Origin of the sequence: Streptomyces lunaelactis, assembly GCF_003054555.1 — a bacterium.
Lineage (GTDB): Bacteria > Actinomycetota > Actinomycetes > Streptomycetales > Streptomycetaceae > Streptomyces > Streptomyces lunaelactis.
In genome coordinates, this window is record NZ_CP026304.1 from 2,661,172 (window position 1) to 2,674,942 (window position 13,771).

Consider the following 13,771-nt stretch of genomic DNA (forward strand, 5'->3'; position numbering starts at 1 on the left):
AACCCGCGCACGCCTTAACCGAGTTCCCAGAGCAGGACCTCGGCAGTCCCCGCCGCAGCCAGCACCAGGCCGTCAGCGTCTGTGATCCGCACCGAGTCACCCGGCCCCAACTCCGTTTCTCCCAGACGGACTTCGCCCCGCACCACATGGATGTACACGGCGGCCGCGTCCGGTACGGCGGTGCGCTCGCCCGGGGTGAGCCGGCGCACGTGGAGCATCGCGCCCGCCTGCGGGAGGGCGTACGGCGTCGAGTCCGCGATGCCGTGCACGATCTCGTACGACGGATCGCCGCCCGGTGACAGCGGCGCGAGCCACATCTGCACGAAGACCAGGGGCAGGTCCCCGTCGTTGCGCTCCACATGCCGTACGCCGCCGGCCGAGCTGAGCCGCTGGACGTCCCCGGGCCGCACCAGCGTCGCGTGGCCCTGCGAGTCGCGGTGTGTGAGCTCGCCCTCGACGACCCAGGTGACGATCTCGGTGTGGCTGTGCGGATGCTCGTCGAAGCCGGCACCGGGCGCGAGGCGTTCCTCGTTGCAGGCGAGTACGGCGCCGAAGCGGAGGTTGTCCGGGTCGTAGAAGCGCCCGAAGGAGAAGGCGTGCAGGGACTCGATGCCGGAGGCGGGGTCGCCGCCGCGATAGCGGTCGGCGGAGCGCCGTACGTCAGTCACAGCCTCACCGTAGCCCTGCGGCAGTCGCCCGGTTCGCCGGACGCGGCGGGTTCACCGGACGGGGCGGTCCACGCGGCGCGTGGACAAGGAACGCCCCGACGCTCCGCACACCCGTCCCGATAAGGCAGTCTTGTCCCGTGCCCGAACCTGCAGCGAACGCCGCCCACCCGCATTCCGCGACTCTTCGCCGCCTGGAGCAGTCCTCCGGGCGGCTCGCCGCGAACGCCATCGCACGTATGGACGCGACGCTGCCCTGGTACCGGGCGATGCCCCCGGAGAACCGGTCCTGGATCGGTCTGGTCGCCCAGGCCGGTATCGCCGCGTTCACCGAGTGGTTCCGGCATCCGGAGACCCCCCAGGCGATCTCGACCGATGTCTTCGGTACGGCTCCGCGCGAGCTGACCCGGGCCATCACCCTGCGCCAGACCGTCGAGATGGTGCGCACCACCATCGAGGTCATGGAGACCGCGATCGACGAGGTCGCCGCCCCCGGCGACGAGTCGGTCCTGCGCGAGGCGCTGCTCGTCTACGCCCGGGAGATCGCCTTCGCCACCGCCCAGGTGTACGCGCAGGCCGCCGAGGCCCGCGGCGCCTGGGACGCCCGGCTCGAATCCCTCGTCGTGAACGCCGTGCTCTCCGGTGAGGCCGACGAGGGCGCCGTCTCCCGCGCCGCCGCGCTCGGCTGGAACTCCCCCGAGCATGTCTGCGTCATCCTCGGCACCGCACCCGACGGCGACAGCGAACTCACCGTCGAGGCCATCCGCCGGGCCGCCCGGCACGCCAAGCTCCAGGTCCTCACCGGAGTCCTCGGCGACCGGCTCGTCGTCATCGCGGGCGGCAGCGACAATCCGCTTCAGGTCGCCAAGGCTCTGATCGGCCCCTATGCCGCAGGGTCCGTGGTCGCGGGCCCCGTCGTCCCCGACCTGCTCGCCGCGACCCGGTCCGCGCAGGCCGCCGCCGCCGGGCTCAAGGCGGGCCTCGCCTGGCAGGACGCCCCGCGCCCGGTTCTCGCGGACGACCTGCTGCCGGAGCGCGCGATTGCCTCGGACCCTGCCGCGCGCGAGCAGTTGGTGGAGGAGATCTACAGACCGCTGGAGGAGGCGGGCTCGGCGCTCCTGGAGACTCTGAGTGTCTATCTGGAGCAGGCGAGCAGCCTTGAGGGCGCGGCCCGCATGCTCTTCGTACACCCCAACACCGTGCGCTACCGGCTGCGACGTGTGACCGACGTCACCGGCTGGTCACCCTCCGATGTTCGCTCCGCGTTCACACTGCGGATCGCGCTCATCCTCGGGCGTCTGGCCGACGGAGATACGCAGTCCTAGACTTTTGTCGAACACCAACAATTCCCCTGACGGTTCTTCGTCCCTGTCCCCACGGGCGGTTGGGGCCGTCCACAAGAGAGAGTGTGAGGGTGCTCGTACTCGTCGCTCCCGGCCAAGGCGCTCAGACGCCCGGCTTCCTGACTCCCTGGCTCGACCTCCCCGGCGCCGCCGACCGCATCGCGGCCTGGTCCGACGCCATCGGGCTCGACCTTGCCCACTACGGCACGAAGGCCGACGCGGACGAAATCCGCGACACCGCCGTGGCGCAGCCGCTCCTCGTCGCCGCCGGCCTGCTGTCGGCCGCCGCGCTGGGTGATGTCTCGCCCGGCGCCGTCGCCGGACACAGCGTCGGCGAGATCACGGCCGCCGTTCTCGCGGGTGTCATCGACGACTCCGCCGCGCTCGGTTTCGTACGCACGCGAGGCCTGGCCATGGCCGAGGCCGCCGCGGTCACCGAGACCGGCATGTCGGCCGTACTCGGCGGCGACCCCGAGCAGGTCGTCGCCCACCTCGAGAAGCTCGGTCTGACCGCGGCGAACGTGAACGGCGCCGGTCAGATCGTCGCCGCCGGCACCGCCGAGCAGCTCGCGGCGCTCGCCGAGGACAAGCCGGAGAAGGCACGCGTCATCGCTCTGAAGGTGGCCGGCGCGTTCCACACGCACCACATGGCGCCCGCGGTGGCGACCCTTCAGGAGGCCGCCGCCGGCCTCACGGTCGCCGACCCGGCCCTGCCGTACGTCTCGAACAAGGACGGGCGGACCGTCGCAGGCGGCGACGAGGTCATCTCCCGTCTGGTCGGCCAGGTCGCCAACCCGGTCCGCTGGGACCTGTGCATGGAGAGCTTCAAGGAGCAGGGCGTCACGGCCCTGATCGAGGTCTGCCCCGGCGGCACGCTGACCGGCCTCGCCAAGCGCGCCCTGCCGGGTGTGCGGACGCTCGCGCTCAAGACCCCCGACGACCTCGACGCGGCCCGCACGCTCGTCGCCGAGCACTCTTCCTGACAGGAGCCGTAGAGCATGTCGAAGATCAAGCCCAGCCAGGGCGCCCCGTACGCACGCATCATGGGTGTCGGCGGCTACCGCCCCACCCGAGTCGTGCCCAACGAGGTGATCCTCGAGACGATCGACTCCTCCGACGAGTGGATCCGCTCGCGCTCGGGCATCGCGACCCGCCACTGGGCCTCCCCCGAGGAGACCGTGGCCATGATGTCCATCGAGGCCTCCGGCAAGGCCATCGCCGACTCCGGGATCACCCCGCAGCAGATCGGCGGCGTGATCGTCTCCACCGTCTCGCACTTCAAGCAGACCCCGGCCGTCGCCACCGAGATCGCGGACAAGATCGGCGCCAACAAGCCGGCCGCGTTCGACATCTCGGCAGGCTGCGCGGGCTTCGGCTACGGCCTGACGCTCGCCAAGGGCATGGTGGTGGAAGGTTCCGCCGAGTACGTGCTCGTCATCGGCGTCGAGCGGCTCAGCGACCTGACCGACCTGGAGGACCGCGCGACGGCCTTCCTGTTCGGCGACGGTGCGGGCGCGGTCGTCGTCGGCCCCTCCGACGTGCCGAAGATCGGCCCGACGGTCTGGGGCTCCGAGGGCGACAAGTCCGAGACCATCAAGCAGACCGTGCCGTGGGACGACTACCGCAACGGCAGGCCGGAGAAGTTTCCGGCGATCACGCAGGAAGGCCAGGCGGTCTTCCGCTGGGCCGTGTTCGAGATGGCCAAGGTCGCCCAGCAGGCGCTGGACGCGGCCGGGATCAGCGCGGACGACCTGGACGTCTTCATTCCGCACCAGGCGAATATGCGGATCATCGATTCGATGGTGAAGACTCTGAAGCTGCCGGCGCACGTCACGGTCGCCCGTGACGTGGAGACCACCGGCAACACCTCGGCCGCCTCGATCCCGCTCGCTATGGAGCGGCTTCTGGCGACCGGGGCGGCGAAGAGCGGTGACACCGCGCTCGTCATCGGCTTCGGGGCGGGTCTCGTCTACGCCGCGACGGTCGTTACCCTCCCCTAGGCACACCGGATCTTCCGGACGCCACACCTCTGAAACAAAACGAAGGAGCGCCACATGGCCGCCACTCAGGAAGAGATCGTTACCGGTCTCGCGGAGATCGTCAACGAGATCGCCGGTATCCCGGTCGAGGACGTCCAGCTGGACAAGTCCTTCACCGACGACCTGGACGTCGACTCGCTGTCCATGGTCGAGGTCGTCGTCGCCGCCGAAGAGCGCTTCGACGTCAAGATCCCGGACGACGACGTCAAGAACCTGAAGACCGTCGGCGACGCCGCGGACTACATCGCCAAGCACCAGGCCTGAGCCTGAATCGCGTTTGTCGCCACCTGGCGGTGGCGCCGTGAAAATTCAGCACCCTCTACACGTGGAGAAAGAATTCCTGTGAGCTCGACCAATCGCACCGTGGTCGTCACCGGTATCGGCGCAACCACACCGCTGGGTGGCGACAGCGCATCGACCTGGGAAGGTCTGCTTGCCGGCCGTTCGGGAGTGAAAGCCCTCGAGGGCGAACGTTTCGCCGACCTTCCGGTCCGTATCGCCGCGCTCGCCGCGGTCGACCCGGGCGAGGTACTGCCCCGCCCGCTGGCCCGCAAGCTGGACCGCTCGGCGCAGTTCGCGCTGATCGCGGCCCGCGAGGCATGGGCCGACGCCGGCTACACCGCTCCGGCGGGCGAGGACGAGAAGGTCCGGCCCGAGCGGCTGGGCACGGTCATCGCCTCCGGCATCGGCGGCGTGACGACTCTGCTCGACCAGTACGACGTGCTCAAGGAGAAGGGCGTACGCCGCGTCTCCCCGCACACCGTTCCCATGCTCATGCCGAACGGCCCCTCCGCCAACGTCGGCCTGGAGGTGAACGCCCAGGCGGGCGTGCACACTCCGGTCTCCGCGTGTGCGTCGGGCGCCGAAGCCATCGGCTACGCCGTCGAGATGATCCGCACCGGCCGTGCCGACGTGGTCGTCGCGGGCGGCACCGAGGCGGCGATCCACCCGCTGCCGATCGCGGCGTTCGCCAACATGATGGCGATGTCCAAGCACAACGACGAGCCCGAGAAGGCCTCCCGCCCGTACGACAAGGCGCGTGACGGCTTTGTCCTCGGCGAGGGCGCGGGCGTCGTCATCCTCGAGTCCGCGGAGCACGCGGCCGAGCGTGGCGCGAAGGTCTACTGCGAGGTGCTGGGCCAGGGTCTGTCCGCGGACAGCCACCACATCGCGCAGCCGGAGCCGACGGGCCGCGGCATCGCGACCGCCCTGCAGAACCTGCTGGACGCGACGGACCTCAAGCCGTCGGAGGTCGTCCACCTCAACGCGCACGCGACGTCGACCCCGCAGGGCGACATCGCCGAGATCAAGGCGCTGCGCAAGGTCCTGGGCGACGAGCTGGACCATGTCGCGGTCTCCGGTACGAAGTCGATGACGGGTCACCTGCTGGGTGGCGCGGGCGGCATCGAGACGGTGGCGACGGTGCTCGCGCTGTACCACCGCACGGCTCCGCCGACGATCAATGTCGAGAACCTGGACGAGTCGGTGGACGCGGACATCGTCCGCGGCGAGCCGCGCGAGCTCCCGCAGGGGACGATCGCGGCGATCAACAACTCGTTCGGCTTCGGCGGCCACAACGTGGTTCTGGCGTTCCGCACGGTCTGACCCGGCGGCCGGCGCGCGCCGACGTACCTGAGGCCCGTTCCCCCTGGTGGGAGAACGGGCCTCAGTCGCGTCCGGGCGGGGTCGGACGACCTGACGGCGGGTCAGACGACTTGGTGGAGCCAGCGGACCGGGGCGCCCTCGCCCGCGTAGCGGAAGGGCTCCAACTCGTCGTCCCACGGCTTGCCCAGCAGCTTCGCGATCTCCGCCTCGAGGTCCGTCTCGCCCTGGGCCGAGCGCGCCAGCGCGGCGCGCAGCCGGTCCTCCGGGATGAGGATGTCGCCGTGCATTCCGGTGACCGCGTGGAAGATGCCCAGCTCGGGCGTGGCGCTGTAGCGCTCGCCCTCCGCCGTGGGGCAGGGCTCCGCGGTCACATCGAAGCGCAGCATCTGCCAGCCGCGCAGCGCGGAGGCGAGCTTGGAGGCCGTTCCTACCTCGCCCTTCCAGGAGAACTCGGCTCTCCAGGTGCCGGGCGATGCGGGCTGCCGGATCCAGTCGAGCTGGACCCGCACACCAAGAACAGCCGCGACCGCCCATTCGACGTGCGGGCACATCGCGCGCGGTGCGGAGTGAACGTACAGAACGCCACGTGTCGTCACCGGGACCTCCAGTGTGGGACGAGGATTCGCCTTCCCAGCGGCCTCAGTAAACAGCATCGGGAGCCGAACTCCACAAAAGGGACAGCATGTGACGTGATGTAATTTACCGGAGCCGATGGGCACGCTGCCTCTGGGTCGACGGGGAAAAGCTACCGTGAGTAGGTGGCCGAGGGGTGACGTAATGTCGGTCCAGGGCCCGTACGCACCAAGCTTTCACTCGGCAGGCCCCAAGGGCGGGTGATACTGAGGGGAACCGGGCATGCGGAAGACCAGTCGGACGCGCCGCTCGCGCAGCGTCGCGGGAGCCCTGATGGCAGCGTTACTCCTCGCGACCGGCGCACTGGCCGGATGTGACTCCTCGTCGGACTCCAGAGGCAACGGCGCGCCCGCCAAACGGCGCCCCGCCCCCGCTCCCGTCTGGGACCGCAGCCCCGATTCGATCGCCGCCGTCGGCGACTCCATCACCCGTGGCTTCGACGCCTGCGTGGTGCTTTCGGACTGCCCGGAGGTGTCCTGGGCGACCGGCACGGATGCCGGCGTACGCAGTCTCGCGCTGCGCCTGATCGGCGCGCCGGCGGTGGCGGAGCGCGCCTGGAACTACGCGCGCACCGGGGCCGACATCCGGGACCTGCCCGAGCAGATGGCGAAGGCCGCTGCGAGGAAGCCCGAGTTGGTGACGGTCATGGTCGGCGCCAATGACGCCTGCCGGGACTCGACCGCGCAGATGACACCGGTCGAGGGGTTCCGGGCTTCCTTCAAGGCGTCGATGACACAGCTGCGCCGTACGGCACCCAAGGCCCAGGTGTACGTGTCGAGCGTGCCGGACCTGAAGCGGCTCTGGTCGACCGGGCGCGGCAATCCGCTGGGCATGCAGATCTGGAAGCTGGGAATCTGCGCCTCGATGCTGGGCAACGCGGACGACGAGAGCCCGAAGGCGCAGCAGCGGCGGTCCCTGGTGCACGAGCGGGTCGTGGCGTACAACGACGTGCTCAAGGACGTCTGCGCGAAGGATCTGCGCTGCCGCTACGACGGCGGGGCGGTCTTCGACTACCGGTTCAGCGGTGAGCAGTTGAGCCGCTGGGACTGGTTCCACCCCAGCAAGCACGGGCAGGGGCGGCTCGCGGAGATCGCCTACCGCAATGTGACGTCCGCGAAGCCGCCCGCCTGAGCGTCCAGCGTGGCGCTCAGGCGGCTGTCCGTCAGGGAGCGGCCGGCCGTGACCTCGTACGGACCTGACACGAAGGTCCACGCGCCCGCCTCCTCGTCCCAGATCTCGAAGGCACGGCGGCGCAGCGGTATCTCGACCTCGGCGCTCTCCCCCGGGGCCGCCTCGACCTGCGCGAAGCCGGCCAGCCAGCGCGCCGGGCGCTCGGCCGGGCCCGGGTCCGGGTCCGCCTGGGGCGCGAGGTAGACCTGGACCGTCTCGCGGCCGGGGCGGGTGCCGGTATTGCGGACCTGGACCTTGGCGGTGGTCGGGGTCGCCTCCAGGGACTCGTACTCCCAGGTGGTGTAGCCGAGGCCGTGACCGAAGGCGTACGCGGGCGCCGTACCGGCCCGGTCCCAGGCGCGGTAGCCGATGAACACACCCTCCGCGTAGTGGAGTTGACCGTCGGTCGGGGTGACCTCGGTGACCGGGACGTCCTCGAAGACGGCCGGCCAGGTGGTGGGCAGCCGGCCGCCCGGCTCCTCTGCGCCGAGCAGGACGTCGGCGAGCGCGGCGCCGCCCTCCTGGCCCGGGAACCAGCTCAGCAGTACGGCCGCGACGTCGTTCCGCCACGGCAGCTCCACCGGGGAGCCGGAGTTGACGACCACGACGGTGTTCGGATGGGCGGCGGCCACGGCCCGTACGAGGTCGTCCTGGCGGCCCGGGAGCTTCAGGTCCTTCCGGTCGAATCCCTCGGACTCGACGCGGTCGGTGGTCGCGACCACGACGACAGCCGTGTCGGCGGCGCGCGCGGCCTCCACCGCCTCGGCGATCAGCTCGTCGGCGTCGCGCCGGGGACCGAGGTGGGTGAGGCAGAACAGGACTGCGGAGGGTGGGGTGTTCGACGGCTTGTTGACGGGGTGGAGGAGGGAGACCTCGACCGGCTCGCCCTTCGTGAGATCGACGCGGCCGCGCTCGTACGGCGCTCCGAAGAAGGCCTCGAAGGGGTCGTCCTCGTTGCGCCCCTCCTGAACGCCGTCCCACAGCAGCTCCCCGCCGACGGAGAGCGTGAACGCGCCGAGCCCCCGGGTGCCGAAGGCGTGCTCGCCGCTCTCGCGCGGGACGAACGTGCCCTTGATCTCGATGCTGCGCAGCGTCTCGTGGGTGACGCCCTCGGGGAGGTCGTCGCCGATCCACTGGAGCCGGCCGCTGGGGAGTGTGCCCTCGCCGATGATCTCGCCGACGGCGTCGCGGCAGACGGCGCGGAGCTCGAACCCCTGCTCGGCGGGGGCGAGTTCGTCGCTCGGGTCCGCGCCGACGGCGTAGGTCAGCGCGCCCTCGGGGAGCGCGGCGGTCAGCCCGTCGAGCGGCGAGACGATGTGCTCGGGGAAGACGGTGGCGGAGCCGCCGCCCAGGACACGGGCGTCGCGGGCGGCGGCGCCGATCAGCGCCACTGTGCGGACCGTGGAGGTGTCGATGGGGAGCGCGCGGTTCACGTTGCGTACGAGGACGAAGGAACGGCGGGCGATCTCGCGGGCCAGCGCATCGCCGTCGAGCGGGGCCGGGAGCTCGGTCACGGCGGGCGCGACGCCGTCGAGGATGCCGACGCGGGCGGCGAGGCGCAGCACATTGCGTACGGCGTCGTCGACGACGGACTCCTCGACCTCGCCCGCGCGGACGGCGGCGGCGAGCGCGTCCCCGTACACGGTCCTGGGGCCCGGCATCGCGACGTCGAGGCCGCCCCCGATGTCGCCGACGGTCGAACGGGCGGCCATCCAGTCGGAGACGTTGAAGCCGTCGAAGCCCCATTCGCCGCGCAGGACTTCATTGACCAGGTAGCGGTGTTCGGTCATCGTCGAGCCGTTGACCTGGTTGTAGGCGGTCATGATGCCCCAGGGGTGGGCGTTTTCGACGATGGCCTCGAAGGGCGCGAGGTAGAGCTCGCGCAGGGCGCGCGGGGTGACGATGTTGTCGACGGTGAAGCGCTCGGTCTCGGCGTCGTTGGCGACGAAGTGCTTGACCGTGGTGGCGACGCCGCCGCTCTGGACGCCCTGGACGTATCCGGTGCCGATCTCGCCGGTGAGGTACGGGTCTTCGCTGTACGCCTCGAAGTGGCGGCCGCCGAGCGGTGAGCGGTGCAGATTGACGGTCGGCGCGAGGAGTACGTGCACGCCCTTGCGGCGGGCCTCCTGGGCGAGCAGCGTGCCGGCCCGGCGGGCGAGGGCGGGGTCCCAGGTGGCGGCGAGCGCGGTCGGGGACGGCAGGGCGATGGACGGGTCGTCGGCGGTCCAGCGCACTCCGCGGACGCCGATCGGGCCGTCGGACATGACGAGCGATTTCAGTCCGATCTCGGGGAGCGCGGGCAGCGACCACATGTCCTGGCCTGCCAGGAGCCGGGTCTTCGCATCCAGATCGAGCTTGCCGAGTGCCGCCTCGACGGTCGCGTCCATCATGCTGCTGCCTCCTCGTTGAGGTCCTGCGGGCGCCTGTGCGCTGGCCGTGCCTGTGCGGGCCGGTGCTTCCACCATGACGGGTTTACCTGTAGACCGGTAGGGTTCGTGACCTTTTCGTGATCTTACGATACCGTACGGTCCTCTCGGCAAGGGCAGGACGAGCACGGCGGGAAAGGGACCAACGGGGATGGCCAGGGCCAGAAGCGAGGAGAGACGGGCGGAGATCCTGCGCGCCGCCCTCGAAGTGATCGCCGAGCGCGGCTACCGGGGCGCGTCGCTGGGCGCGGTCGCCGGGCGTGTCGGACTCACCCAGCAGGGGCTCCTCCACTACTTCCCGACCAAGGAGGCGCTGCTGGTCGCGGTGCTGGAGGAGCGCGACCAGTGGGACACGGGCGGACTGCGCGGTTCCGCGGAGAGCTGGCGGCTCGAACTGCTCGGCTCGCTGGTCGAGTACAACGCCATGCGTCCCGGGATTGTGCAGACCTTCTCCGCACTGCTGGGTGAGAGCGTGACCGAGGACCATCCGGCCAGGGAGTTCTTCACCCGCCGCTACGCGCAGGTGCGGCAGGAGCTGGCGGAGGTGCTGCGTACGGAGTACGGGGACGGGCTGCCGGGCGGCCTCACCCCCGAGCGGGCCGCGCCGCTGCTGGCCGCGGTGATGGACGGGCTGCAGTACCAGTGGCTGCTGGACCCGGAGGCGGTGGACATGCCGGCGGCGTTCCAGGACTTCCTGGGGCTGCTGCGGCCTGCGCGGCCGGAGTGACGGCTAGGCCGTGTCTGACAAATCCCGCCTGGCGCGCGACGCCCGGCACGCACACTCGCTGCGTTGTCGGAGTCATCCAAGTACGTCCAGTACGAGGATGATCCTCCGCCTTGCGATCGCACGCACCGGACGCCGCGCACCCCGCCCTGCGGGCGGACGGCGCCATTTGTCAGACACGGCCTAGCCACGGCGACGGACCGAACCCGATACTTCCGCCACCCGACGGAAGGAATCCCATGTCCCGGATACGCGCCCGCCTGGACGTAGTTGGCGTCGCACTCGTCGCTCTGACCCTCACGGCCTCACCGCTCGCCGCGGCGGACCCGGCGCCCTCGGCCGCGCCCTCGGCCACACCCTCGGCCGCGCCGCCGGTCACCGTCGAGGAGGCGCGGCTCGACAGGGCCGTCCCCCAGGAGATCCTGCGGCGCAGCGGATTCGACGCCGTGGCACCGGAGTTCACACGCGCGCTGGCGGGAGCGCGGTCGTACGGACAGGCCGAGCGGGCCGTCGTACGGCACGGCTCCGGGCTGTGGAACCGCGCCGTGGACCGGGCTCAGGGGCGTGGGCCGGCGGCCGGGGATCTGAGCCGGGACGACGACCGGCCGCTGTACTGGGCGCGGCTGGGCATGACCCGCGAACTGCGCCAGTGGCAGCCGGAGTTCGGCCTCCCGGACGCGGCACGGGCGCGGCTGCTCGACCGCCTGGAGCGCGGCTCGCGCGGCCAGGACTCGATGAACCTCCCCGCGGGCAAGGGCATCAAGCGCATGGTGATGACAGGCTTCGACCCGTTCACGCTGGACCGCGACATCCGGATCAGCAACCCTTCGGGGGCGACGGCGCTGGCGCTGGACGGCACGTGGATCCGTACGGCTGACGGGCCCGCGAGGATCGAGACGGCCGTCTTCCCGGTCCGCTGGACGGACTTCGCGGCCGGCACGGTCGAGCGGACGCTGCGGGGACAGCTGCCGAAGGCCGATCTGTTCACGACGGTGAGCCAGGGGCGGGTGGGCCGTATCGACATCGAGCGATTCAACGGCGCGTGGCGGGGCGGGTTCGGGGACAACGAGAACATCTCCCGGACGGAGCTCGTCCCGGTCGGCGACCCGGCGTCGCAGCCGCAGTGGACGGGGACGACGCTTCCGTACAAGGCGATCACTGCGGCGAGCACGGGGCGGTTCCCGGTGTACGACAACACCACGGTGACGGAGATCCCGGCGGGCGGCACCACGCCGGTGGTCCGCCCGGACGGCCCGACGCCGGGCTCGACGGCGCGGGCCGGAGGCGGCGGCGACTACCTGTCGAACGAGATCGCGTACCGGGCGACGCTGCTGCGGGACCGGCTGGGACTGAACATCCCGGGGGGCCATGTGCACACGCCGGTACTGCAGTTCGGGGCGGGGAACACGACGGAGATCACGGACCCGGAGTTCGTACGGAATCGGCTGGACATCATCGCGCAGGTGCGGTCGATCATCGCGGTGGCGACGGAGTCGTCTGCCTGAGCCCGTTCCGGGGGCGCCCTGCGGCGGGCTTGTTCCCCACCCCACCCCTTCCCGTGAGGAGGGGGGTGGGGAACAGGCCATCGCTGGACCCGAGTCGGTCATGTACCGTTCAAGTGCGCGTCGTTCCGTGGTTCGCCGTCCGCTGTTCTACGCGCGCAGAATCGGCTACCCGCACCGCCTCTCCCCACCCCTCATGGAGGTACTGCCGGATGCTCGGATCCAGAATCCCCCGCCGCCACAGACGTGGATTCATCAGCGCCCTCGCCGTCTTCGGCGCCCTCGCCGCCGGAACCGCCGTTCAGGCCGCCACCGCCCCCGCCGCGGTCGCCGCCACGCCCCACCGGGTTCTCTTCGACAACAGCAAGGCCGAGACCGCCGGCAACGCCGACTGGATCATCGGGACCAGCCAGCCCGACCCGCTGGGGCAGGATGCGACGCCCGTCGCCGAGACCGACTGGACCGGTGCCCTCTCCGCCTGGGGCGTCGGCCTGCAGAGGACCGGCAACTACGCTCTGAAGACACTGCCTTCGGGCAACACCATCACCTACGGCACCACCGCCGCGCTGGACCTCACGAACTTCGACACCTTCGTGCTGCCCGAGCCGAACGTCCTGCTCAGCGCCGCCGAGAAGACCGCGGTCATGAAGTTCGTACAGAACGGCGGCGGGCTCTTCCTGGTCTCCGACCACACCGGCGCCGACCGCAACAACGACGGCTACGACGCGGTCGAGGTCATCAACGACCTGATGAGCAACAACAGCGTCGACAGCACCGACCCGTTCGGCTTCTCCGTCGACACCGGCACCGTCTCCACCAACAACCCGAGGGCCATCACCGACACGACCAACCCGGTGCTCAACGGCCCCTTCGGCAAGGTCACCGGCAGCATCATCCGCTCCGGTACGACCGTCACCCTCAAGCCGGCCGACAATCCCGCGGTCAAGGGCCTCGTCTACCGCACCGGCTACTCCGGCAACACCGGCGCCTTCTTCGCCACCAGCACCTTCGGCAGCGGCAGAGTCGCGGTCTGGGGCGACAGCTCACCCATCGACGACGGCACCGGCCAGTCCGGCAACACCCTCTACGACGGCTGGAACGACACCGCCGGCACCAACGCCGCCCTCGCCCTCAACGCCACCGAGTGGCTCTCCGGCGGCACCGGCGGCGGGGGCGGTGGCGGCACCTGCACCGCCGCGCAGCTGCTCGCCAACCCCGGTTTCGAGTCGGGCAGTTCATCGTGGTCGGCCACCAGCGGCGTCATCACCAACGACACCGGCGAGGCCGCCCGTACCGGCTCCTACAAGGCCTGGCTGAACGGCTACGGCTCCGCCCACACCGACACCCTGTCCCAGTCGGTGACCATCCCGTCCGGCTGCTCGGCTGCCACGCTCAGCTTCCATCTGCACATCGACACGGCCGAGACCACCACCAGCACGGCCTACGACACCCTCAAGGTCCAGGTCCTGAACAGTGGCGGCACGGTCCTGTCCACCCTCGCCACGTACTCCAACCTCCACGCGGCGAGCGGCTACACCCAGCGCAGCTTCAGCCTCGGCGCGTACGCGGGGCAGACCGTCACGCTCAAGTTCACCGGCACGGAAGGCTCCCAGCTGCAGACGTCGTTCGTCATCGACGACACGGCGCTCAATGTGAGCTGAGTC

12 protein-coding genes are annotated in these 13,771 nt (G+C 70.8%); 9 read left to right on the forward strand and 3 right to left on the reverse strand.

Going from position 1 to position 13,771, the window contains the following annotated elements; translation table 11 throughout:
- Positions 1-14: 14 nt before the first annotated feature.
- Entirely contained in the window at positions 15-668 is a 654-nt protein-coding gene (locus tag SLUN_RS12105) for a pirin family protein (protein WP_108148495.1), read from the reverse strand.
- A 137-nt stretch (positions 669-805) separates the two neighbouring features.
- Here SLUN_RS12105 and SLUN_RS12110 point away from each other — a divergent pair, with 137 nt between their 5' ends.
- The 5 genes from SLUN_RS12110 (at position 806) to fabF (ending at position 5,652) form a co-directional block, all read left to right on the forward strand.
- Positions 806-1,990 carry a PucR family transcriptional regulator gene (locus tag SLUN_RS12110; protein ID WP_108148496.1) on the forward strand — a complete coding sequence of 395 codons (1,185 nt, stop codon included), beginning with the start codon at positions 806-808 and terminating at the stop codon, positions 1,988-1,990.
- Positions 1,991-2,079: 89 nt separating this feature from the next.
- Positions 2,080-2,991, forward strand: coding sequence for an ACP S-malonyltransferase (locus SLUN_RS12115; protein WP_108148497.1), 912 nt, complete (start codon positions 2,080-2,082; stop codon positions 2,989-2,991).
- A 15-nt stretch (positions 2,992-3,006) separates the two neighbouring features.
- Positions 3,007-4,008: a ketoacyl-ACP synthase III gene (locus SLUN_RS12120; protein ID WP_108148498.1), complete on the forward strand. Its 1,002-nt coding sequence runs from the start codon at positions 3,007-3,009 to the stop codon at positions 4,006-4,008.
- Positions 4,009-4,062: 54 nt separating this feature from the next.
- Positions 4,063-4,311 carry an acyl carrier protein gene (locus tag SLUN_RS12125; RefSeq protein ID WP_078077492.1) on the forward strand — a complete coding sequence of 83 codons (249 nt, stop codon included), beginning with the start codon at positions 4,063-4,065 and terminating at the stop codon, positions 4,309-4,311.
- Between the two features lie 78 nt (positions 4,312-4,389).
- Positions 4,390-5,652: a beta-ketoacyl-ACP synthase II gene (gene fabF, locus SLUN_RS12130; RefSeq protein ID WP_108148499.1), complete on the forward strand. Its 1,263-nt coding sequence runs from the start codon at positions 4,390-4,392 to the stop codon at positions 5,650-5,652.
- A gap of 101 nt (positions 5,653-5,753) precedes the next feature.
- On the opposite strand, the gene SLUN_RS12135 is transcribed toward fabF, so the two are convergent.
- Positions 5,754-6,248: a DUF3145 domain-containing protein gene (locus SLUN_RS12135; RefSeq protein ID WP_108148500.1), complete on the reverse strand. Its 495-nt coding sequence runs from the start codon at positions 6,246-6,248 to the stop codon at positions 5,754-5,756.
- A gap of 259 nt (positions 6,249-6,507) precedes the next feature.
- Between SLUN_RS12135 and SLUN_RS12140 the strand changes: the two genes are divergently transcribed.
- Complete coding sequence (locus SLUN_RS12140) at positions 6,508-7,416, forward strand: SGNH/GDSL hydrolase family protein (RefSeq protein ID WP_108148501.1); 909 nt, start codon at positions 6,508-6,510, stop codon at positions 7,414-7,416.
- Here SLUN_RS12140 and SLUN_RS12145 read toward each other — a convergent pair.
- A complete protein-coding gene (locus SLUN_RS12145; protein WP_108148502.1) occupies positions 7,380-9,845 on the reverse strand; it encodes a glycoside hydrolase family 3 protein in 2,466 nt (821 codons plus the stop codon). The two genes, SLUN_RS12140 and SLUN_RS12145, sit on opposite strands and share 37 nt — an antisense overlap.
- A 187-nt stretch (positions 9,846-10,032) precedes the next feature.
- On the opposite strand from SLUN_RS12145, the gene SLUN_RS12150 reads away from it, so the two are divergent.
- The 3 genes from SLUN_RS12150 (at position 10,033) to SLUN_RS12160 (ending at position 13,768) form a co-directional block, all read left to right on the forward strand.
- Positions 10,033-10,608 carry a TetR/AcrR family transcriptional regulator gene (locus SLUN_RS12150; protein WP_108148503.1) on the forward strand — a complete coding sequence of 192 codons (576 nt, stop codon included), beginning with the start codon at positions 10,033-10,035 and terminating at the stop codon, positions 10,606-10,608.
- A 236-nt stretch (positions 10,609-10,844) separates the two neighbouring features.
- A complete protein-coding gene (locus tag SLUN_RS12155) occupies positions 10,845-12,110 on the forward strand; it encodes a pyroglutamyl-peptidase I (protein WP_108148504.1) in 1,266 nt (421 codons plus the stop codon).
- Positions 12,111-12,319: 209 nt separating this feature from the next.
- On the forward strand, positions 12,320-13,768 hold the full coding sequence (locus SLUN_RS12160) for a M6 family metallopeptidase (RefSeq protein ID WP_108148505.1): 1,449 nt from the start codon (positions 12,320-12,322) through the stop codon (positions 13,766-13,768).
- The last annotated feature ends 3 nt before the right edge of the window (positions 13,769-13,771 follow it).

Coding starts and splice junctions, on each gene's coding strand:
- SLUN_RS12155 (WP_108148504.1), top strand. CDS start 10,845: ATGTCCCGGATACGCGCCCGCCTGGACGTAGTTGGCGTCGCACTCGTC.
- SLUN_RS12120 (WP_108148498.1), top strand. CDS start 3,007: ATGTCGAAGATCAAGCCCAGCCAGGGCGCCCCGTACGCACGCATCATG.
- SLUN_RS12150 (WP_108148503.1), top strand. CDS start 10,033: ATGGCCAGGGCCAGAAGCGAGGAGAGACGGGCGGAGATCCTGCGCGCC.
- SLUN_RS12160 (WP_108148505.1), top strand. CDS start 12,320: ATGCTCGGATCCAGAATCCCCCGCCGCCACAGACGTGGATTCATCAGC.
- SLUN_RS12145 (WP_108148502.1), bottom strand. CDS start 9,845: ATGATGGACGCGACCGTCGAGGCGGCACTCGGCAAGCTCGATCTGGAT.
- SLUN_RS12125 (WP_078077492.1), top strand. CDS start 4,063: ATGGCCGCCACTCAGGAAGAGATCGTTACCGGTCTCGCGGAGATCGTC.
- SLUN_RS12140 (WP_108148501.1), top strand. CDS start 6,508: ATGCGGAAGACCAGTCGGACGCGCCGCTCGCGCAGCGTCGCGGGAGCC.